17 protein-coding genes are annotated in these 22,008 nt (G+C 65.2%); 7 read left to right on the top strand and 10 right to left on the bottom strand.

The features are described from left to right. Positions 1-106: 106 nt before the first annotated feature. Complete coding sequence (locus FBZ93_RS01395) at positions 107-3,886, bottom strand: vitamin B12-dependent ribonucleotide reductase (protein ID WP_146984219.1); 3,780 nt, start codon at positions 3,884-3,886, stop codon at positions 107-109. Between the two features lie 829 nt (positions 3,887-4,715). Here FBZ93_RS01395 and FBZ93_RS01390 point away from each other — a divergent pair. Further along, positions 4,716-5,609: a DMT family transporter gene (locus tag FBZ93_RS01390; protein WP_146984218.1), complete on the top strand. Its 894-nt coding sequence runs from the start codon at positions 4,716-4,718 to the stop codon at positions 5,607-5,609. A gap of 168 nt (positions 5,610-5,777) precedes the next feature. Here FBZ93_RS01390 and FBZ93_RS01385 read toward each other — a convergent pair whose 3' ends face one another. Next, on the bottom strand, positions 5,778-8,015 hold the full coding sequence (locus FBZ93_RS01385; protein ID WP_146984217.1) for a CHASE3 domain-containing protein: 2,238 nt from the start codon (positions 8,013-8,015) through the stop codon (positions 5,778-5,780). A gap of 19 nt (positions 8,016-8,034) precedes the next feature. Next, positions 8,035-8,439, bottom strand: a complete 405-nt coding sequence (locus FBZ93_RS01380) for a response regulator (RefSeq protein WP_146984216.1) — start codon at positions 8,437-8,439, stop codon at positions 8,035-8,037. Positions 8,440-8,619: 180 nt separating this feature from the next. Here FBZ93_RS01380 and FBZ93_RS01375 point away from each other — a divergent pair, with 180 nt between their 5' ends. Then, positions 8,620-9,516 (top strand): DMT family transporter, encoded by an 897-nt coding sequence (locus FBZ93_RS01375; RefSeq protein WP_146984215.1) that lies wholly within the window; start codon positions 8,620-8,622, stop codon positions 9,514-9,516. A 52-nt stretch (positions 9,517-9,568) separates the two neighbouring features. On the opposite strand, the gene FBZ93_RS01370 is transcribed toward FBZ93_RS01375, so the two are convergent. After that, positions 9,569-10,105, bottom strand: a complete 537-nt coding sequence (locus FBZ93_RS01370; RefSeq protein ID WP_146984214.1) for a BA14K family protein — start codon at positions 10,103-10,105, stop codon at positions 9,569-9,571. A 268-nt stretch (positions 10,106-10,373) separates the two neighbouring features. Here FBZ93_RS01370 and FBZ93_RS01365 point away from each other — a divergent pair, with 268 nt between their 5' ends. Continuing rightward, positions 10,374-10,784 carry an NADH:ubiquinone oxidoreductase subunit NDUFA12 gene (locus FBZ93_RS01365; protein WP_146984213.1) on the top strand — a complete coding sequence of 137 codons (411 nt, stop codon included), beginning with the start codon at positions 10,374-10,376 and terminating at the stop codon, positions 10,782-10,784. Between the two features lie 532 nt (positions 10,785-11,316). On the opposite strand, the gene FBZ93_RS01360 is transcribed toward FBZ93_RS01365, so the two are convergent. Further along, the gene (locus tag FBZ93_RS01360; RefSeq protein WP_146984212.1) at positions 11,317-12,003 is read right to left on the bottom strand and encodes a DJ-1/PfpI family protein; all 687 of its coding nucleotides are present in this window, start codon (positions 12,001-12,003) and stop codon (positions 11,317-11,319) included. A 111-nt stretch (positions 12,004-12,114) separates the two neighbouring features. Between FBZ93_RS01360 and FBZ93_RS01355 the strand changes: the two genes are divergently transcribed. Further along, positions 12,115-13,053 carry a GlxA family transcriptional regulator gene (locus tag FBZ93_RS01355; RefSeq protein WP_050420203.1) on the top strand — a complete coding sequence of 313 codons (939 nt, stop codon included), beginning with the start codon at positions 12,115-12,117 and terminating at the stop codon, positions 13,051-13,053. Between the two features lie 674 nt (positions 13,054-13,727). Here FBZ93_RS01355 and FBZ93_RS01350 read toward each other — a convergent pair. The 4 genes from FBZ93_RS01350 to FBZ93_RS01335 form a co-directional block, all read right to left on the bottom strand. Then, positions 13,728-14,162, bottom strand: a complete 435-nt coding sequence (locus FBZ93_RS01350; RefSeq protein ID WP_146984211.1) for a hypothetical protein — start codon at positions 14,160-14,162, stop codon at positions 13,728-13,730. A 124-nt stretch (positions 14,163-14,286) separates the two neighbouring features. Next, positions 14,287-15,510 (bottom strand): citrate transporter, encoded by a 1,224-nt coding sequence (locus FBZ93_RS01345; protein ID WP_146984210.1) that lies wholly within the window; start codon positions 15,508-15,510, stop codon positions 14,287-14,289. Positions 15,511-15,677: 167 nt separating this feature from the next. Next, on the bottom strand, positions 15,678-16,619 hold the full coding sequence (locus FBZ93_RS01340) for an alpha/beta hydrolase (protein ID WP_146984209.1): 942 nt from the start codon (positions 16,617-16,619) through the stop codon (positions 15,678-15,680). A 36-nt stretch (positions 16,620-16,655) separates the two neighbouring features. Beyond that, positions 16,656-17,435, bottom strand: coding sequence for an SDR family NAD(P)-dependent oxidoreductase (locus FBZ93_RS01335; RefSeq protein WP_146984208.1), 780 nt, complete (start codon positions 17,433-17,435; stop codon positions 16,656-16,658). A gap of 290 nt (positions 17,436-17,725) precedes the next feature. Here FBZ93_RS01335 and FBZ93_RS01330 point away from each other — a divergent pair, with 290 nt between their 5' ends. Together FBZ93_RS01330 and FBZ93_RS01325 are read left to right on the top strand one after the other, a co-directional pair. Beyond that, complete coding sequence (locus tag FBZ93_RS01330; RefSeq protein ID WP_146984207.1) at positions 17,726-18,115, top strand: nuclear transport factor 2 family protein; 390 nt, start codon at positions 17,726-17,728, stop codon at positions 18,113-18,115. A gap of 223 nt (positions 18,116-18,338) precedes the next feature. Further along, positions 18,339-19,337, top strand: coding sequence for a DUF2155 domain-containing protein (locus tag FBZ93_RS01325; RefSeq protein ID WP_167528869.1), 999 nt, complete (start codon positions 18,339-18,341; stop codon positions 19,335-19,337). Positions 19,338-19,444: 107 nt separating this feature from the next. Here the strand turns inward: FBZ93_RS01325 and aat are convergent, their stop codons facing one another. Then, positions 19,445-20,125: a leucyl/phenylalanyl-tRNA--protein transferase gene (gene aat / locus FBZ93_RS01320; protein WP_146984205.1), complete on the bottom strand. Its 681-nt coding sequence runs from the start codon at positions 20,123-20,125 to the stop codon at positions 19,445-19,447. A 270-nt stretch (positions 20,126-20,395) separates the two neighbouring features. Here aat and FBZ93_RS01315 point away from each other — a divergent pair, with 270 nt between their 5' ends. Further along, entirely contained in the window at positions 20,396-21,841 is a 1,446-nt protein-coding gene (locus FBZ93_RS01315; RefSeq protein WP_146984204.1) for a DASS family sodium-coupled anion symporter, read from the top strand. The last annotated feature ends 167 nt before the right edge of the window (positions 21,842-22,008 follow it).

Here is a 22,008-nt window from a genome sequence, read left to right as displayed (position 1 = left end):
CGCTCTAGGAGCCGGAACGGTAAAAATTAGAAAGGGTGGCCGACAGGCCACCCTTCATGTGTGTCTTAGAAATTGTCCTGACTTGAGCCGGTCTTCGTCTACCGCCTCACGAACACCCAGTCGTGCTGCCGCAAGTATCGCACTTCATGCAGGTCCCGTTCCGCACCAGCGTGAAGTTGCCGCACTCCGAGCACATCTCGCCTTCGTAGCCCTTGGCCTTCGCTTCGGCGCGGCGCTCCGCCTTGCTGGGGGCGACGGCTGCGGCGGTGCCGGGCTTGCTCCACTGTTGCAGGGCCTCGAGCTTCTCGGTCGGCGAGAGGTCGTGGCTGACTTCCTGCTTCAGGGCGACTGCGCCTTCGACGGTGTCGGAGGCGCCGCGCGAGGTTGCGCCGTGGGACGACAGCGCGGTGACGCGGCTGCCGCCGGCGGGGGCGTTGTCGGCGTTGCCGGTGACTGCGGTCGAGCCGCCGCGCATGACGACGAGGTTGTCGGTGCGCGACCGGGTCAGGCCCTTCGACAGGTATTTTGTCGCCTGGTGCTGGGCGGGGGCCTCGTCCGGCTCCTTGCCTTCCTCGACGCCCTTGCCGAGCGCGTCGAAGCCCGATTCGTTCGGATCGACATGGGCGAGGTCGAAGCGCGCCATGTAGCTCACCGCGAGCTCGCGGAAGACATAGTCGAGGATCGAGGTCGCGTACTTGATCGAGTCGTTGCCCTGCACCGGGCCTGCGGGCTCGAAGCGGGTGAAGGTGAAGGCGTCGACATACTCTTCCAGCGGCACGCCGTATTGCAGACCGAGGGACACCGCGATCGCAAAATTGTTGATGAAGGAGCGCAGCGCCGCGCCTTCCTTGTGCATGTCGATGAAGATCTCGCCGAGCCTTCCGTCGTCATATTCACCGGTGCGCAAGTACACCTTGTGGCCGCCGACCACTGCCTTCTGGGTGTAACCCTTGCGGCGATCCGGCATCTTCTCGCGCTCGCGCATCACGACGATGCGCTCGACCAGCTTCTCGACGATCTTCTCCGAGACCTGGGTGGCACGCGCGGCCATCGGCTTCTCGTAGAGCGCCTCGACCGCATCGTCCTCGTCCTCATCGTCACTGATGAGCTGCGAGTTGAGCGGCTGCGACAGTTTCGAGCCGTCGCGGTACAGCGCGTTGGCCTTCAGCGCCAGCTTCCACGACAACAGGTAGGCGGACTTGCAGTCCTCCACCGTGGCGTCGTTCGGCATGTTGATGGTCTTGGAGATCGCGCCCGAGATGAACGGCTGGGAGGCCGCCATCATCCGGATGTGGCTCTCGACCGAGAGGTAGCGCTTGCCGATCTTGCCGCAGGGGTTGGCGCAGTCGAACACCGGATAGTGCTCGGACTTCAAATGCGGGGCACCTTCCACCGTCATCGCGCCGCAGATGTGCACGTTGGCGGCCTCGATCTCACGCTTGGTGAAGCCTGTGGCCTGGAGCAGGTCGAAGCCGGGGGCGGCGATCGCTTCCGCACCGATGCCGAGCTGGTCGCGGATGAAGTCTTCGCCGAAGGTCCACTTGTTGAAGGCGAACTTGATGTCGAACGCGGTCGGCAGCGCCTTCTCGACCTTGGCGATGGCTTCATCGGTGAAGCCCTTGGCCTTCAGCGTCGAGGCGTTGATCCCGGGCGCATTCGACAGCGAGCCGTGGCCGACGGCGTAGGCCTCGATCTCCGCGATCTCGCTCTCGCGATAGCCGAGCGCGCGCAGCGCTGACGGCACCGCCTGGTTGATGATCTTGAAGTAGCCGCCGCCGGCGAGCTTCTTGAACTTCACCAGCGCGAAGTCGGGCTCGATGCCGGTGGTGTCGCAATCCATCACGAGGCCGATGGTGCCGGTCGGCGCCACGACCGTGGTCTGGGCGTTGCGATAGCCGTTGACCTCACCGAGCGCGAGCGCGTCGTCCCACGCCAGCTTGGCATGCGCGACGATGTCGGCCTGCGGGCAGGAGGCGTGATCGAGCGGCACCGGGTTGACCGAGAGCGCTTCATAGCCGGTCGCGTTGCCATGGGCGGCGCGGCGGTGGTTGCGGATCACGCGCAGCATGTGCGCGGCGTTCTTCTTGTAGCCCGGGAAGGTGCCGAGCTCGGCGGCCATCTCCGCCGAGGTCTTGTAGGAGATGCCGGTCATCACCGCGGTCAGCGCGCCGCACAGCGCACGGCCTTCCTTGCTGTCATACGGCAGGCCCATGGTCATCAGCAGGCCGCCGATATTCGCAAAACCGAGGCCGAGGGTGCGGAATTCGTAGGACAGTTCGGCGATCGCCTTGGACGGGAACTGGGCCATCATCACCGAGATTTCGAGCACGATGGTCCAGAGCCGGCAGAGGTGCTCGTAGGACTCGATGTCGAACCGCTTGGTGGTCGTGCTGTAGAACGTCAGCAAATTGGCGGAGGCGAGGTTGCACGCCGTGTCGTCCAGGAACATGTATTCCGAGCACGGATTGGACGCGCGGATGTCGCCGGACGCCTTGCAGGTGTGCCAGTCGTTCATCGTGGTGTTGAAGTGCAGGCCGGGATCGGCCGAAGCCCAGGCCGCGTAGCCGATCTTCTCCCAGAGGTCGCGGGCCTTCAGCGTTTTTGTGACTTTCTTGGTGGTGCGGCCCACCAGATTCCAGTCACCGTCGGTTTCCACCGCGCGCAGGAAGTCGTCCTTCAGCGACACCGAGTTGTTGGAGTTCTGGCCGGAGACGGTCAGATACGCCTCCGAGTCCCAGTCAGTGTCGTAGGTGTCGAACGAGATCTCCTTGTAGCCCTGCTTGGCGAACTGGATGACGCGCTTGATGTAGTTGTCCGGCACCAGCGCGCGGCGGGCGAGCTTGATCTCGCGGCGGAGCGCCGGGTTCTTCTCGGGATCGAAGCAGTCGTCGCCAGAGCCTTCGCAGTTCACGCAGGCCTTCATCACGGCCTTGAGATGCTTCTGGTTGATCTTGGAGCCGGTGACGAGGGCGGCGACCTTCTGCTCCTCCTTCACCTTCCAGTCGATATAGGTCTCGATGTCAGGATGATCGGCATCGACCACGACCATCTTGGCGGCGCGGCGGGTGGTGCCGCCCGACTTGATCGCGCCCGCGGCACGGTCGCCGATCTTGAGGAAGCTCATCAGGCCGGACGAGCGGCCGCCGCCGGACAGCCTTTCGCCTTCGCCGCGCAGGCTGGAGAAGTTGGAGCCGGTGCCGGAGCCATACTTGAACAGGCGCGCCTCGCGCACCCAGAGGTCCATGATGCCGCCCTCGTTGACGAGGTCGTCGCCGACGCCCTGGATGAAGCAGGCATGCGGCTGCGGATGCTCATAGGCCGACTTCGACTTGGTCAGCTTGCCGGTCTTCCAGTCGACGTAATAGTGGCCCTGGCCGGGGCCATCGACGCCGTAGGCCCAGTGCAGGCCGGTGTTGAACCACTGCGGCGAGTTCGGCGCGACCATCTGCTTGGCGAGCTGAAAGCGCAGCTCGTCGTAGAAGGCCAGCGCATCTTCTTCCGAAGAGAAGTAGCCGCCCTTCCAGCCCCAATAGGTCCAGCAGCCGGCGAGGCGATCGAACACCTGCTTGGCGCTGGTCTCACCGACGATGCGCTCGTTCTCGGGCAGCGACGCCAAGGCCTCGGTGTCCGGCACCGAACGCCACAGCCACGACGGCACGGTCTCTTCCTCGACCTTCTTCAGGCGTGCGGCGACGCCGGCCTTGCGGAAATACTTCTGCGCCAGCACGTCGGAGGCGACCTGCGACCAGAACTCCGGAACCTCGACGTTCTCGGCGCGGAACACGACCGAGCCGTCCGGATTGCGGATCTCTGAGGTGGTCAGGCGGAAATTGATCCCGGCGTAGGGAGATTGTCCGCTGGTGGTGTTGCGTCGTTCGATTCGCATGGTCGAGCCCCGTCACTTCTTCTGCCCGGTCCCACGTTTCCCCGCAGGTTGCCGGAATGTTATCTGTTCGCGGACTTCGGAACACGCGTGCACGCCTCCCGTCATCCGCAGCTCAGCCGGTGGATCCGGCCTGTTCTCTCGTCCGCTCGGCGCCGGTTTGGCCCGGCCCTGCGGCGGCACAATCCCTAGGGGGGTGCCCGGCTGGCCGGGTCCTCCAGGTCATGCATTCAACGCCCCAAAACGCTTCACGCGACACATCACGCGTACGCTTCTCGCGGGCCGGTTACGGCCTCTGTTTCCGGGTCCTTCTCGGCCCGTTTGTCGCTCTGACTTGGCCCAAAAGACCTGGGCCCAAAATCAGGGCAGAAAAGCCCTTCACCCGCGGCCCGAAGGCCTGGCGGAGTGGTCATTTTGGAACCCTTGTGGGAGCGACCGGCGGGGACCCAAACACACTCGCGCCGAACAGGTTGAAAGCTAGGCCATGTCCGTCACGCCCGTCAAGGACTAGTACGAGTTTCTGAATCAAACACTAAATATGGTGGACGGAGGGGGATAACAGGGGTCGATGCCGCGCCTGTGATCGAGCCAACTATCGGTGAGTCCTCAGGGATTCCCAAGCCAAAAAAATTCGCTCCACCTGTGGATTGGAGTTTCGCCCCGCTGTTCACAGGCGAAGTTTTTATTCGCCGTCCCGGGTTGAATTTTTGGGACTCACGTAGGCCTACGGGCAAACTACGGATCAGGCATGTCAGAGGCGTGATGGTCGGGCGACAAAATCGCGGGCAAGGTGCGGCCGACTCACATCCTTTTCATGCCCTTGCCGGGTTCCATGACAGACAAGAAGCCTCACGCGCGGCCGCGCCTTGCGCCCGCCGGCCTGATGTTCCTCGCCATCACCTCGGTGGGCTGGGGGTTCAACTGGCCGTCCACCAAATTCCTGCTCAGCGAGCTGCCGCCGCTGACGCTCCGCGGCACCACCGGGGTGATCGGCGCCGCGCTGCTCGCCGTGCTGGCGCTGATCCGTTCCCAGAGCCTGCATGTCGAGGCCAAGCTGTGGCCGCGCCTTGTGCTGTATGCGGCGCTCAACGTTACCGGCTGGATGGTGCTGATGGGGCTGGCGCTGCTCTGGCTGCCGGCGAGCGAGACCGCGCTGATCGCCTACACCATGCCGGTGTGGGCCTCGCTGTTGGCCTGGCCGGTGCTCGGCGAGCGGCCGACGCTGCTGCGGACCATCGCGCTCGTCATGGCGTTCGCGGGGCTCGCCGCGATCATGGGCGGCAACGGGATTTCCGCGAGCGAGGAGAAGCTGCCGGGAATCATCATGGCGCTCGGCGGCGCGTTCGGCTTTGCGCTCGGCACGGTGCTGGCGAAGAAATATCCGCTGGTGATGCCGCCGATCCCGGCGGCGGCCTGGCAGATCGGCCTCGGCTGCGTGCCGATCGCGATCGTCGGCTTCCTGATCGAGACCACGCATATCGACCGCATCACGACGGTCGGCTGGTGGCTGCTGGTCTATTCGACGCTGATCCAGTTCTGCGTCGCCTATGTCGCATGGTTTGCCGCGCTTGCCCGCCTGCCGGCCTCGGTGGCGGCGATCGGCACCATGGCGGTGCCTGTCATCGGCGTGATCGCCTCCGCAGTCGCGCTGCACGAGCCGCTCGGGCCGATCCAGATCACAGCGCTGCTGTTCACGCTCGCCGGCGTCGCGCTGGCGACAAGGTAGGCTGCACCTGCGGACTTCACCGCGTCATTGCGAGGCGCGCAGCGCCGCGGCAATCCATTGCCTCTACAAGCGGCGAAATGGATTGCTTCGCTTCGCTCGCAATGACGGGGCAGAGCGCAGAGCGGCCGTTCGCGCGCGAGACGCCAAGCGCGTTACCGAGCGCTCACATCACTCGCCGAGCGCCTGCTGCAGCATGCTGGCGAGCTGGGCCTTGCGGTAGGGCTTTGCGAGCAACAGCACGCCTTCGTCGAGGCGGCCGTGATGCACGATCGCGTTCTCGGTGTAGCCCGAGGTGTAGAGCACCTTGATGCCGGGCCGCCGCTTGGCGACTTCGTCGGCGAGCTGGCGGCCGTTCATGCCGCCGGGCATGATGACGTCGGTGAACAAGAGGTCGAACTTCTCGCCCTTGTCGACCAGCGCCAGCGCGGCGCGGGCGTCGGGCACGGCGATGGTCTTGTAGCCGAGGCTGCCGAGCTGCGTTACCACGTAGTTGCGCACCAATTGATCGTCTTCCACCACCAGGATGACTTCGCTGCCGCGCCGCGGCGGCTCCGGTGCGGGCGCTTCCACCTCGACCTGGCCGCGGGCAGGGGGCAGATAGAGCTTGATCGTGGTGCCGTGGCCTTCCTCGCTGTAGATCTTGATATGGCCGCCGGACTGCTTGACGAAGCCGTACACCATGCTCATGCCGAGACCGGAGCCCTTGCCGACCTCCTTGGTGGTGAAGAACGGCTCGAACACCTTGTCCTGCACCGCGTGCGACATGCCGGTGCCGGTGTCGCTGACCGCGAGCAGCACGTAGCGGCCCGGCGTGATGTCGGGATTAACGGCCGCATAGGCATCGTCGAGCACGATGTTGCTGGTCTCGAACAGCAGCTTGCCGCCGTTCGGCATCGCGTCACGGGCGTTGATCGCCATGTTGAGCAGCGAATTGGCAAGCTGCGACGGATCGATATGGACGCTCGCGACATCGGGCGCGAGCACCGAGTTGATCTCGATCTGCTCGCCGAGCGTCGGCCGCAGCAGCTTGGAGATGTCGACCACGGTGCCATTGATGTCGACGGTGCGCGGCTCCAGCGGCTGGCGGCGGGCGAACGCGAGCAGATGCTGGATCAGCTCGCGGCAGCGCTCGGCGGCGCGGTCGATCAGCTCGGCGGTCTGCGCAAGCTTCGGCTGGCTGCGCAGGCTGTCGACCAGCGTCTCGGTGGTGCCGGTGATGACCGTCAGCATGTTGTTGAAGTCGTGCGCGACGCCGCCGGTCAGCTTGCCGATGGCGTCGAGCTTCTGCGCCTGCTGCAGCTTGTGCTCGGTTTCGCGCGAGGCGGTGATGTCGTGATAGATCAGCGCCGCGCCGGTGATGGTGTTGTCGTCGTCGCGCAGCGGCCGGCCCGACACCACGAGGTGAATCTCCGGCGCGCCGCGCACCGGCCGGGCGACGAATTCCAGCCCGTCGAATTCCTCGCCGCGCAATGCCCTGGCCGAGGGCATGTCGTCGGCCTGCATCGGTGTGACGCCGTCGGACTGGAACACGTTGCTCATGGCGCGCAGCTGCCGGACCGTCATGCCCGGCTTGTAGCGCAGCATCTTCTCGGCGGCCGGGTTCGACAGCAGCACGATGCCCTCGGCGTCGATCACCAGCACCGCTTCCGCCATGCTGCGGAAGGTGGTTTCCATCACCGAGGTGGAACGGCGCAGCCCTTCGAGCGCGGCACCGAGATCCTTGGTGCGCTCGGCCACCTTGCCCTCGAGCGACAGATTGGTCGCCTTGGTCGCGCTGAGCGCGCCTTGCAGTTCGCGGCTGGCGCGCCGGGCCGTCACCGTCAGCGCGACCGCGAGCAGCAGGATCATCGCGACGCCCGCGAGGTCGATGGCCAGCAGCAGCCGTCCGTTCGACTTGGACTGGTCGGTGCGGATCCCGAGCAGGCGGCGCTCTTCCGTGACCAGCCGGTCGAGCGCGGTGCCGACCTTGTCCATCAGCGAACGGCTCTCGTCGGCGGAGATCAGCGCCGCGGCGCCGGCCGTGTCGTCCGCTTTGCGCAACCTGATCAGCTCGGCGCCGAGCGCGATGGCGCGCTCGACCTGTCCCCTGGTGCCCGCGATCAGCTGCGCCTCCTCGGGCGCCGCCTTCACCGCGTTCGTCAGCTCGTCGAAGGCGGCGGTGAGGGCGGCGCTCTGCTCGCGGAACTCGTCGGCGAAGGATGCATCGCCGGTCAGCGCGAAGCCGCGCGCCGCGCTCTCGACGCCCCGCGGCAGCGGACGCGCATCCGAAATACATTTCAGGATTCGGAGCGTGCGATCGACCGAATCGATCTCGCTACGCGACTTGACGTCCAGCCCGATCGAAGCCGCGCTGATGACGAGGAGGATCGCAAGGCCACTGCCGAGGATGAGACGCTGGGAAGCCATCGACGATTAGTACGAGCAATTATTTCGAAAGACGAGCGGAAGGAGCAGACTTCGCAAGACATTCGTTAACGGCGGCAACCAGCGCCTGCGGGGTAAACGGCTTGCGCAGGCAGGCCGACGCCCCGAGCTCGATCGTCATCCGCAGGAAGTCCGGCGCGCGGTCGGCATTGGCGAAGGCATAGCCCGACATCGCGATTACCGGAATCCCGGGGGCGCGCTCGTGGAAGATGCGGATCGCCTCGAAACCGCGCATATGCGGCATGAAGACGTCGACCAGCATGACGTCGAACGTGGCCTGGTCCAGCGCGCGCAAGCCCGCGTCACCGCCATCCGCGACGGTGACGTCGAAGCCCTGGCGCTGCAAACACACCTCGATGGCAACGCACACCATCGGGTCGTCATCGACCACGAGAACGCTCGGCACGATGCATCCTCTTGCTGCGGCCTCGCGTGCCGACGACTCGCTTGGCCCGTCCGTCAATTAAGGCGGAACCTGGATGGAAAGTCTGTATCATAGAATGCATATGCGGTTTGCTGACAAGCAGATTTCCAGCTAGCCCTGATACCATCACTTGTATTTGTCCGCCCACATTACGACAGGTCCATGACCGCAGTTCCCGTCGCCGGCCGCGCCCCGCTGTCACCGCTCGGCCTCGCATTTTTGGTGGTCGCCTCGACCGGTTGGGGCCTCAATTTCCCGATCATGAAATTCCTTCTGACGGAGTGGCCGCCGTTGTCGTCGCGCGGGCTCTGCGGCGTGGTCGGCGCGCTCGGGCTCGCTCTGGTGGCGCTCGCGCGGGGGCAGACGCTGCGCGTCCCTGACGGGATGTGGTTGCGGCTTGCCCTGGTATCGACGCTGTCGATCGGTGGCTGGGTCGCCTCGATGGGCCTGGCGCTGATCTGGCTGCGCGCCAGCGAGGCGGCCGTGCTCGGCATATCGATCCCGGTGTGGGTCGCGCTGGTGGCCTGGCCAGTGCTTGGCGAGCGCGTGTCGCTGCCACGCGCGCTCGCGCTTGCGGTAGCGCTCGCCGGGATCGCCGCGCTGATCGGCGGCGGCGGGATCGACGCCAGCGTCGGCAAGTTGCCGGGCATTCTGTTCGCCCTTGCAGGCGCGCTGTGCGTCGGGCTCGGCACGGTGCTGACCAAATTCTTCAAGCTTGCAATGCCGCCGCTGTCGCTCGCGGCCTGGCAGCTTGCGATCGGCTGCGTGCCGATCGCGATCGCCGGCGTCCTGATCGAGCAGCCGCAGCTCGCCGCGCTGTCGCAGTTCGGCTGGGCGTCGATGATCTACATGACGCTGATCCAGTTCTGCCTCTGCTATGTCTGCTGGTTCGCGGCGCTCGAGCGGCTGCCGGCGGCGACCGCGTCGATCGGCACGCTGCTGGTGCCCGTGGTCGGCGTGCTGGCCGCAGCGGCCATGCTGCGCGAGCCGCTCAGCGCGAGCGATATCGCGGCGCTGGTTGTGACGTTCGCAGCCGTCGCGGTGGCGTTGCGGACATGAAAAAGGGCGGCGTTGCCGCCGCCCTTCGCCAATTTAGCAATTCAGGCCGTGATTACGGGCAGGGGTGCCGCAGGCCGTCAAAGCCGAGATAGGTACCCGAGGCCGGATCGTAGGACCGGTAGCGCTGTGCGCAGTAGCTCGCGTCGCCGCCCGGCGCGGCCTCGACGGCGACAGGCGCGCTGTCGTCGTAATAGCCGTAGCTGTCGTCATAGTAGCCGTATCCGGGGCCATAGCCGTAATACGCGCCCGAGGCGAGGGCTCCGCCGACAACTGCACCGGCAACCGCGCCCGGCCAGAAGCCGCCGCCACGATGATAGTCGCCGTGCCAGCCGCCACCGCCGCGCCAACCACCACCGCCGCCGCCACCGGCCCAGTGGCCGCCGCCACCACCGCCGTGCCAACCGCCGCCACCGCCCATCGCAGCGCCACCGCCGCTAAAGCCGCCACCGCCACCGCCGCGTGCACCACCGCCACCGCCCATCGCGCCCATCTGCGCGGCTGACTGGGCGAACGAAACGGTCGGCGCCACAGCCAACGGCAGCGCAAGCGCCAGCGCCGCAGCGGTGCTCAGAACCTTCATATTGATCATTTTGGACTCCATCAAAACGGACAATGTCTAACCATTTCTGCGGTTGGACGTTCCAGCGCGCGACATTGATTGTCCGTCATCTTGGTTTGGCCGGAGGCGCATGTATGGCAGGTGAACAAAACTCTCCGTGACCGCGTCATTTGGTCGCCAAACGGGCCCGTGATCGAGGCCCATGCCGGGAGTGCCGGGCTACCTTGGCGGCGGCTGGACATTTGCGGATTCAGGTGGCATCAGAGCCGGACAGCCTCGAACCCGTGACCGGCCACGCATGAAACAATTCCTGCTGAAATTCTTCACCTGGTGGAACGGCCAGACCTTTGGCACGCAATTGTGGACCTCGCGCTTCGGCGAGCTGGTCGGCGAGGACGAGCAGGGCAACCGCTACTACCGCACCAGGGGCGGCGAGATCGACCCGACGCTGCATTTCGAGCGCCGCTGGGTGGTCTATAACGGCTACGCCGAAGCCTCGCGGATCCCGGCCGGCTGGCACGGCTGGCTGCACCACACGGTCGACGTGCCCCCGACCGAGGACAAGTATGCGCCGAGGGAATGGGAAAAGCCGCATCTGCCGAACATGACCGGCACTGCGCAAGCCTACCGTCCGTCCGGCTCGACGCTGGCGAGCGGCCGCCGCCCGAAGGCGACCGGCGACTACCACGCCTGGACCCCCGGAAGCTGACCTTCATGCGTCGCTGTCCTGAGCGTGCGCGAGCGTAACGACGCGCGTGCATTGCACGCTTGCCTGTGGACAACGGTAACAGCGGGGACAGGTGCTGCGTGGTCGCTGCTGCCCGCTTGCGTTGCGGACGTCTTCGCGGCTCAATGAAGCCATCTTACGGAGATGGGAAACCATCGCGTCGGATCGGGCTCCAGATCGCGACTGTCCCGATGAGCAGCGGCCTCCGAGTTGGATGCGGCCGGGAGATAGGCCCCCGGTACAGATGTCCTGAAATCGCCCGCAAATGTGAGGCTACCGTGAGACAGGAAGGGCCGCTCGGGAAACCGGGCGGCCTTTTTCTTTGGGCGATCGTCATCATGCAGTCGATCCGCATATTTTCGTGCACCTCTCCCGCTTGCGGGTCGGATCACATCGAAGATGTGATCCGGGCGGGGGCTCTCTCCGCGACGTAACTCGTGGATAGACCCCCCCAACCCTCCCCCGCAAGCGATCCCGCAAGCGGGAGAGGGAGCCCAACCATCGTGCTTTGCTGCTAGGACAGTCGCGCCGCCGCGCGGCCCATCAATTCGCCGCGGCGCGCGTGCGCCGGTCCCATCCGCTCCCTCATGAAGGCGAGGATCTCGGCCGGCGCGGTGTCGGGCGAGCCGGCATTGAACGGCGGGGCGGGGTTGTATTCGAGCCGGAGCTGGATTGCTTCGGCGGTCTTGCGGTCGACGAGCTCGGACACCAGCGTCAGCGCGAAGTCGATGCCGGCGGTGACGCCGCCGCCGGTGAAGCGGTTGCGGTCGACGCACACGCGGGTCTTGGTCGGGATGGCGCCGAAGCCCGCAAGGAAATCGATCGCGCTCCAATGCGTGGTGGCGCGATAGCCCTTGAGCAGGCCCGCTGCGCCGAGCACCAGTGAGCCCGTGCAGACCGACGTGACGTATTTCGCGCCCGCGGCCTGCTTGCGCAGGAAGCCGAGCATCTCCTCATCGCCGACCATGTCGTCGGTGCCGAAGCCGCCGGGCACGCAGATCACGTCGAGCTGCGGGCAGTCGGCAAAGGTCGTGGTCGGCGTCAGCACCATGACGGAATCGCTCGGAACCGGTTCGATCCGCTTCCAGATCAGATGCACCTTGGCGCCGGGCACCGACGAGAACACCTGCAGCGGACCGGTCAGGTCGAGCTGGGTCACCTTCGGGAAGACGAGCAATCCAATCTGCAGGGGGTCGGACATCGGAGGCCTCCAAATAGCGCTTGACGGAACCAGGATGCCATGATGGCCTCCTGTCAAGAATGGCGTATTTCCCTCGTTTTCGGACGAGGCGCTGCCGCAAAGGATTTGGCGATGATCGGCATCCTGATCTTTCCCGACTTCCAGCTGCTCGACGCGGCCGGCCCGATCGCGGCGTTCGAAATCGCGGCGCGCTTCGCCAACAACCCGCCCGGTATCAAGACCATTGCGGTCAAGGCCGGGCCGGTGCGCTCGTCGTCCGGCGTCGAGATGCTGGCGCGCGGCCTCAAGCCGTCGGCGGCGATCACGACGCTGATCATCGCAGGCGGCAACGGCGTGCGGACGCCTGCGAGCTGTCCGACCACACTGTCCTTCGTGCGGCGGATGGCGGGCCGCGGCGTCCGCGTCGCCAGCGTCTGCTCCGGCGCTTATGTGCTGGCCGAGGCGGGCCTGCTCGACGGCCGCCGCGCCACCACGCATTGGCAGCGCACGCCGCATTTCGTGAAGAGCTATCCGAAGATCAAGCTCGAGCCGGACCAGATCTTCGTCCGCGACGGCAACATCTGGAGTTCGGCCGGCATCACTGCCGGCATCGATCTCGCCCTCGCCATGATCACCGAGGACTATGGCGACGAGGTTGCGCAGAACACCGCGCGGCAGCTCGTGCTGTATCACCGGCGCAGCGGCGGGCAGTCGCAGTTTTCCTCGCTGCTGGAATTGAAGACGCCGAACGGAAGGTTCGGGCCGCTGCTCGCCTGGGCGCGGGAAAATCTCGACGCGCCGCTGACGGTCGAGGACCTCGCCGACAAGGCCGGGATGAGCTCGCGGCATTTCACCCGCGCCTTCATCGCCGAGACCGGAACCACGCCGTCGAAAGCAGTGGAGCGGCTGAGGATCGAGGTGGCGCGGCAGCGCGTGCAGTCGTCGGGCGAGGCGATCGAGCGCGTCGCCGAGATCACCGGCTTCCGCGATCCTGAGCGGATGCGCCGCGCCTTCATCCGCGCCTTCGGCCAGCCGCCGCAATCGCTGCGCCGGGCCGCGCGGGTGGGGTAGGTCGTGAGCTCCGGAATTTTCGGTGGCTTGTTGGATCGAAGATCATTCCAACGGAGAAGCGAAAACCGCTGCTGGTGACGGCACCTTGAGTGGGACAAGATCGTTGTCCGATTGCACGCGATCCATTCTTTCTTTGTGCTGATGAACCTCGCGAAGGTTCCCGTGACCCACGTCAAGTGGGCATTGGGGACCCGAGGAGGTTCTGAATGACAAAGCATCGAACGATTACCGGGTTCGTGGCTGTCGTCCTGCTGGCCGTCACTGCAACCGCCGCGACGGTGAGGTCGCACTTGCCCCGGACCGCGGGCGTTGTCGTCTCCGACGCGGACGCGCTCCCGGCCAAGGATTTTAGCGACCGCTGGTCGCCGATATCCGCATTGTCTCCGGCGGCGGACACAGCTGAGCGTGCAGCTGACGCGCGCTAAACCGGTCATGGACCGAGGCCCGGTTCGTTCGAGCACGCGAGGCGCGCACAGATGACCCGCGTCACAACACAATGCCCCGCCGTGGCGGGGCAAGGTGTTGAACGATTTGATGTCGAACAAACTGGTCTTGAATAGAACTAACGGTTCTGCCGCGCCGGACCAGCGCAGTCATTCACCAAATACAGGATCAGCCCACGATCGTAGAGATCCACGGATGCTGATCATGAAATGTGCTTCAACCGAAATAAATCACTGGCTCAATGTATCGGTCGCGATCTTCTTCTTGAGTGTCTCGCAGGTATCCCTGACCTCCATGGTCATCAACGAGACGGCTTCGATCTGCAGGAAAAAGCGCTTGCCCTGATCGCGGTAACCCGCAGCGAACTCCTTGATCTCCGCGATCATGTCATGGACGCCGGCCACCATCGCCTCGCAGTTCTTGGCGGCCAACTGCAGTTCCGTTCCAAGGGCCTCGATCTCTTTCACGGCCGCTTCGTACTCGCGCACGACTGCCTCGGCAGACAGCTTGCCAACTTCATTGACGCCATTTCGGTGTTCGACGTAGTCCGGCATCGGTGAGAGAGGTCGAATATTGCCGCGTGGTCGATGCGAGCCCACTGTTTCGATTTCATCGTCCGTCTGTTCCAACGGGGCGCGGGCGAGGACTTCTGCACTAACACTCATGCGAACGCTCCATAAGTTGTTACGGCAAATGGAGTTTAGCAATGTCAACGGATTTGTCTCGCTTTTCCACAAATTTATGACAAGTCGGATTGTGCACTGCAGCGCGACAAATTCCACATTGGCATCAATGCGGCGCGTCGGGATGCCAGCCGAGCAGGGCCAGCATCACGAAGAAGCCGACCACATAGGCCACCATGATCGGCCAGCCCTGGGTGATCCATCGGACCACCGACTTGGCTTCCGGATACATGTTGGAGACCGCAACCCCGGCGGACGAGCCGAACCAGACCATCGATCCGCCAAATCCGACCGCGTAGGCGAGAAAGCCCCAATCGTAGCCGCCTTGCTTCAGCGCCAGCGCGGTCAGCGGGATGTTGTCGAACACCGACGAGACGAAGCCGAGCCCGAGCGCGGTCTGCCATGATGCGGTCGGCAGCTTCTCCACCGGCATCATCGAGGCCGCCGTCACCAGCGCGAGCAGGAACACGGTGCCCTTGAGCGTCTCGGGCATCACCGACCAGTCCGGCCGCCGCAGCAGCGCGGTGACGAGGATCGCGGCCCAGACCGCGAGCCCGAGCACCGGTAGCGCGTCGAGCAGCGCGGGGATTTTCAGGTTGGCCGTGACGTTGGCGGTCAGCGCGGCGAGCAGGATCACCGCGACGATCGCAACCCGCGCCCAGTCGATGCTAAGGCCGGTCGGCGGGTTCTTCACGATCGGCGAGAAGCGATGTTGCTGTAGCGAGGCCGGCACCGCGAACACCAGCATCGCGACGATGGCGGCAACATAGGCGTCGAGGACGGTGAGCGGGCTGATGCCGTCGATCCACATCATCGTCGTCGTGGTGTCGCCGACGACGCTGCCGGCGCCGCCCGCATTCGATGCGGCGACGATGGCCGCGAGATAGCCGATATGGACGCGGCCGCGGAACACGTAACGGGCGACGGTGCCGCCGATCAGCGCGGCCGCGATGTTGTCGAGGAAGGCCGACAGCACGAACACGATCATCAGCAGGATCAATCCGCCCTTCCAGTCGTCGGGCAGCAGCGCCGGCATCTCGTCGGGAATCCGGCTTTCCTCGAAATGCCGCGACAGCAGCGCAAATCCCATCAGCAGCAGGAACAGGTTCGCGAGCGTGACCCACTCATGCTCCATGTGGTGCGCGAGACCGGGCAGGCCCGCGCCGAATTTCGCAAAGCCGGCGAAGATCAGCTTGTAGGCGACGATCGCGGCAAGACCCGTCAACGCCACGGCGAGCGTATGGTGATGGAAGATCGCGACGCCGAGCAGCGTCAACGCGAACAGGATGAAGTCGAACGGGATGCCGTAGACGAGGATGGGCGTGAGCAAGATGATCCTCGCTGGCTGGAGTGCTCGACGTGACGTGCGCGTGGCCGCACTATCGCGCGGCGCGGGGAACTTCAAGGCGCACTAATGCCGCAACGTGCGCACGCGAGTTTCGATCGGGGACGACGCCACCAACGTCGTCCCTGATCGGATCGCTCAGCCCAGCGACTTCAGCCAAGCCCCTTCAACCACGTGCTGATCTCGGTCACCGCGACATTGGCCTGATCGAGCAGCTTGCCCATGGTGAAGAAGCCGTGGAATTGGCCGGGGAAATGCCGGTAGGTCACGGGCACGCCGGCGTCTTTCAGGAATTTCGCGTACTCGTCGCCTTCATCACGCAAGGGATCGGCGCCGGCGGTCAGCACATAGGCCGCCGGCAGTCCGGCGAAGCTCGTCGCGCGTGCGGGCGAAGCGCGCCAGTCGCTGTTGTCGGCGTCGCCAAGATAGTGATTGCCGAACCAGCCGATCACCGAATGCGTCAGGAGGATGCTGGTCTCGGGCTCGCTGTGCGAGGGATGCTTCCGCGAGAAATCGGTTGCGGGATAGACCAGCAGCTGGGCGGCGAGCTTCGGTCCGCCGTCGCGGGCGGTGAGGGCGACGACGGCCGCGAGGTTGCCGCCGGCGCTGTCGCCGCCGACGATCAGGCGCGCGGCGTCGATGCCGAGATCTCCAGCGTTGGCGGCAACCCACCGGGTCGCGGTGACGGCGTCGTCGACCGCGGCGGGGAAGCGATGCTCAGGCGCGAGCCGATAATCCACCGAGATCACGATCAGCTCGCCCTCATGGGCGAGCTTCTGGCAGACCACCTCATGGGTATCGAGATCGCCGATCACCCAGCCGCCGCCGTGGAAGAACACCAGGCACGGCGCGAGCCCGTTCGTCTTGCGCAGCGTCTTCGGCGTGTAGATGCGCGCCGGGATGCTGCCGTGCGGCGCCGGGATCGCGAGCTCCTTGCTCGATTCAAGCGCGGGCGGCTCGGGATTGGAGACGATGCGGGCGGCGCGATAATAGTCGCGCGCTTCCGGCGCGGTCAGCGTCTCGTAGGCGGGGCGGCCGGCCTCCTGGAAGGCCTTGTAGACGGCGGCGGCATCGGGATCGAGAACGACGGGCATGGACGACAAACCTTGTTGTGATGCTGAACTGAAATATCAGGCGGCGGTGCGCCCGCCGTCGACGGTGTAGGCGGAGCCGGAGACGTAGCTCGCCTCGTCGGAGGCGAGGAACGCGACGATGGAGGCGACCTCGCTTGCAAGTCCGAGCCGGCGCGCCGGGATGCGATCGACGATCTTCTCGACAGGCGGCGGCGCGTTGCCACCGGAGCGGCCCTGCAGGATGGTGCTCAGCATCCGGCTCTCGATCATGCCGGGGCAGACGCAATTGACGCGCACGCCGGTGCCGGTGCACTCCCAGGCCGCGCTCTTGGTCAGCCCGATCACCGCGTGCTTGCTGGCGCTGTAGACCGCGATCATCGGCGATCCCATCAGGCCCGCGATCGAGGCGGTGTTGATGATGCTGCCCTTGTTCTGCTTCAGCATGACCGGCAGCACGTGCTTCATGCCGAGGAAGACGCCGACGACATTGACGTCGAGCACGCGGCGAAAGCTCTCCAGCGAATATTCAGGGATCGGCCTGACGTCGCCCTCGATGCCGGCGTTGTTGTAGAAGGCGTCGATGGTCCCGAAGCGGTCCACCGCGGCGCGGACATAGTCCTTGACCTCGTCCTCATCGGTGACGTCGGCGGTGATCGAAAGGGCCTCGGCCGCGGCGGGGAGGTCCTCGATGGCGGCGGCAAGATCGGACCCCTTGCGGTCGACTGCGACAATCCGCGCCCCGCGTTCGGCGAGCAGATGCAGCGTGGCGGTTCCGATGACGCCGGCAGCCCCGGTGACGACGGCAACCCGGCCGTCGAGCTTGATGCGATCGGGCATGTTGGGTTTCCTCTTGCTGGTCCGGTTCGATCCGGATTTTCCTGGTTTTCACGCGTTGCCGCGCGCCTTCAGCGTGAGGACTATCACACGTGTTCCCAGCAGTGACCAGAGGCTTGCCAATGAGGGGCGCAGGAGGCCGTCCCCGTGGCGCGATGCTGGACATCGACGGATGCAGACGAGGGCCGGGGAAGATCGTTTCGGGGAGGCAATCGGCTGCTATACTTTCCATTCCAAGCATCACCGTGAATGCGATCCGTCCCGCAGGGAGTGTCAACTCTTAGGAGACCGCAATGAGCGATTCAAATTCGGTGATCATTCGCAAGGCCTACGAAGACTTTGCGCAGGGAAACATCCCATCGGTATTTGCAATCTTCGATGCGGGCATTTCCTGGCACGTTCCCGGTCACAGTCCGCTGTCAGGGGACTATGTCGGTCACGATCAGATCGGCGGCTTCTTTCAGCGCACGATGGAGCTTTCGAGCGGTGCGTTTGGCATCGATGTGCACAATCTGCTGGCTGAAAACGATCTCGTTGTCGCGTTGGTCACCGTGAATGCACAACGCAACGGGCTTTCCGCGTCGTTTCCAGAAGTCCATGTCTGGCGGATGAGGAATGGGAAGGCGATAGACTTCCGCGAGTACCAAGGCGACGAGCGGCGGGAGGATCAGTTCTGGTCCTGAGAGCTGCACCGCGCGGGCTTGACCAGGTATTGAATTGGTCCCGGAAGCGCGCGGAAAAGCCTGTAGCGAAATAAGCACAGGGAGCGCCGGATCCATTGAAATTGCAGCAGAATTGCTGTTTGTCGTGTTCCCGCCCTATTTGGTGTGTTAACCGGTGGCCTGCGAGCGGCCGATATCAAGGTAGAGTGTCGCGAGCCCGATTCGCCCTTTAAAGCCGCGCGAGATGCTTCGAACCGTTGCCCTGACTGGCTTTGCGGCCCTGATTGCCGCCTCAACCATCTCGCTTGCGCCGCCCGCGCGCGCGCAGATCGGAACGATTTTCTCCGATCCCGCGCCGCGTCCGCCGGGCTCGATCCCGCGCGGCCAGGTGGCGCCTCCCAGCGACGACGACGAGGAAGTGCCGGAATTGCCGCGCGGCCGGCTGCTACCGACGCAGCCGCGGGCGTTGCCGCCCGGGCAGGCGGTGCCGCCGCCCGGCAACGTGCAGTCGCAGCCCTTGGCGCCGCCGCCCGGCTCGACGGTGGCCCCGCCCGGCGTCGCCGTGCAGCCGCCGCAGCCCGGCGGTCCCGCCGTTGCCAATACGCCGCCCGGCGCCAACCCGCTGCCGCCGGGGCAGCGTCCCAAGGGCGCGCCGCAAGGTGCCCCCCAGGGCGCCCCGCAGCAGACGCCTGCGACGTTGCAGCCGGGTGACGAGGTCGTGCAGGAGCCGCCCTCGACCAAGATCACCAACAAGAAGGCGAGCTTCTCCGGCCTCGACAAGATCACCGGCCGCATCATCAATTTCGACGAGGATATCGGCGAGACCGTGCAGTTCGGCGCGCTGCGGGTGAAGACCGATGCCTGCTACACCAGGCCGTCGACGGAAGCCGCCAACACCGACGCCTTTGTCGAGGTCGACGAGATCACCTTGCAGGGCGAGGTGAAGCGGATCTTCTCCGGCTGGATGTTCGCGGCGAGCCCCGGCCTGCACGGCGTCGAGCATCCGATCTACGACATCTGGCTGACCGACTGCAAAGGGCCGGACCAGACCATCGTGACCGCCGCGCCCGATCCGCCGAAGGCGCCGACGCCGCCTCCGCCGCCGGCCCAGAAGCGCGCACCGCCGAAGCAGGCTGCGCCGCGTCCGCCGCCGCAACCGCTGCCGCAATACCAGCAGCAGCCGCCACCTCCGCCGCCCCAGCAGCGGCCGGGCGGGTTGTTCGGCGGCTTGTTCGGAAATTAGTCGGCACTTCGTAGCCCGGATGGAGCGCAGCGAAATCCGGGTTTCTCTCCGCGGAGAGATTTTCCCGGATTACGCTTCGCTCCATCCGGGGTATTTGCACGGCAAGATCAATCGCGCCCGGCGATGATCGTCAGTGCGTCGGCACCCTTGACCGGTTGCGTGGCGTCGAGCTTGCGGAATTCCGCCGGCGCGCCAGCGATCGCCTTGTCGAGCAGCGCGCGATAGCGGCGGCGCGAAATCTCGACCGCGCCGAACGTCTTCAGATGCTCGGTCACATATTGCGTGTCGAGCAATTCGAATCCGCCGGCGATCAATCGTGCCACCAGATGCACCAGCGCGACCTTCGATGCGTCACGCACGGTGTGAAACATGCTCTCACCGAAGAAGGCGCGGCCGAGGCTGACGCCATAGAGGCCACCGACCAGATTGTCGTCCTGCCAGACTTCGACGCTGTGACAATGGCCGGATGCGTGCAGCCCGACATAGAGATCGCGGATGCGCTTGTTGATCCAGGTGTCGTCGCGGCCGGGCTGCGGCGCCGCGCAACCGGCGATCACGGCCTTGAACGCGGTATCGACGGTGACGGTGAACACATCCGAGCGCACGGTGCGCGCCAACCGGGAGGCGACACGGAAGCCGTCGAACGGAATCACGCCGCGCAATTCCGGTTCGACCCAGAACAGGGTCGGATCATCAGCACTCTCCGCCATCGGGAAGATACCGCAGGCATAGGCGCGCAGCAGCACCTCGGGCGTGATCTCGGAGGAGGCGGAGTCGCGTGACGTCATGCCACGGAGGATAGCAAAGCGCGGGCAATCTTGCGATGGGGCCTGCCATGGCATCTGCCTTGGGATCTGCCTTGGGGCCTGCCTTCGGGTCGCGACGTGTTGACGAAGCGCGCCGGTTCCTCCACAAGCCGCGCCATTCGGCCGCAGTTTCCCGAGACGGACTGTGCGGCCGTGCTAACATTGCCACAAAGACGGCGGCGCCGCCCGGGACATAGCGGGGACTTGGCGGCTTGCGCGCCCGACAATCAACACAGGTGAGGGGGACGCTGCATGAAGTTGTCATGGCGGACATTTGCGCCGTTGCTGGTCTGGCTGGTGATCTATCTGGTGCCGGTGCCGTCAGGGCTCAACGCCAATCAGTGGCACTATTTTGCGGTGTTCGCCGCTGTCATCACCGGGCTGATCCTCGAATCGATGCCGGTCGGCGCGGTTGGCCTGATCGGCCTGACGGTCGCCGGCGTAGGCGGCTATGTCGAGCCCGATCCGAACAAGTCGCTGCGCTGGATGCTCGGCGGCTTTTCCGAGAGCACGGTATGGCTGATCGTCGGCGCCTTCGTGTTCTCGATCGGCTACCGCAAGAGCGGGCTCGGCCGCCGGCTCGCGCTGCTGCTGGTGCGCGGGCTCGGCCGCCGCACCATCGGGCTCGGCTACGCGGTGGCGTTCTCCGACCTCGTGCTGGCGCCGGCGACGCCGTCCAACACCGCACGATCGGGCGGCACCATCTATCCGATCGTCAGCAACATCCCGCGCATCTACGGCTCGGAGCCCGGTCCGACCGCAGGCAAGATCGGCACCTTCGTGATGTGGACGGCGTTCGCGACCACCGCCGTGACCAGCTCGCTGTTTCTGACCGCGCTGGCGCCGAACGCCGCCGCGCTCTCGATCGCCAAGAAGCTCGTCAATATCGAGGTCGGCTGGTCGCAATGGTTCATCGGCTTCGCGCCGCTCGGTATCCTCTTGCTGCTGCTGGTGCCGCTCTTGAGTTACGTGGTCTGCCGGCCGGAGATCAAGGAGAGCCCGGAGATCGTGACCTGGAGCGAGGGCGAGCTCGCCAAGATGGGGCCGCCGTCGCGGCACGAATGGATCATGGCGGTGCTGGTGCTGCTCGCGATGTTCCTGTGGATCTGCGGCTCCAATCCCAATATCAGCGTGCCGCTGCTCGGCTCGAACTTCATCAACGCGACCACGGTGGTGTTCGTCGTGATCTCGCTGATGCTGCTGTCAGGCGTGATCGCATTCGAGGACATCGTCGCGGAGAAGAGCGCCTGGGAGGTGTTCTTCTATTTCACCTCACTGCTGACGCTGTCGTCGGGGCTCAACGAGATCGGCTTCATCAAATGGGTGGCCGAGGGCTATGCCAAGCCGCTCTCCGGCACTTCGCCGCTGGTCGGGATGATCCTGCTCGTCACCTTCTTTTTCTGGATCCACTATTTCTTCTCGAGCATCACCTCGCATACCGCTGCCGTGCTGCCGGTGGTGCTCGCGGTCGGCTCCAGCATTCCCGGCCTGTCGGTGCAGACCCTGATGCTGCTGTGCGTCTATTCGCTCGGGCTGATGGGCGTGATCTCGCCCTACGCCACGGGACCGGCGCCGATGTATTACGGCAGCGGCTATATCGGCAAAGGCGACTTCTGGAAGTTCGGGCTGATCTTCGGCTTGATCTACTTTGCCGGATTGTTGCTGATCGTGTTGCCCTGGTTACAGACGATCGGGTAAAATAGCCACAATCCAGCGTGAAACAGCGCTCGACCGGGAAGGAGGGGCCATCCTTTCCGATTCTTAACGCGCTTTGTCAGACGGAAGCGTTCAAAATGCTTCCGCGAATGTGGCGCGCGCGGATTTCAGGGGACACATAGAGCCGCGCGAGCTCGTTCGTGTCTCTT

Source organism: Bradyrhizobium macuxiense (assembly GCF_007993935.1).
In the GTDB taxonomy this organism is placed as follows: Bacteria; Pseudomonadota; Alphaproteobacteria; order Rhizobiales; family Xanthobacteraceae; genus Bradyrhizobium; species Bradyrhizobium macuxiense_A.
Note: the sequence above shows the minus strand (reverse complement) of the source record. Positions and strands in the feature narration are given on the sequence as shown.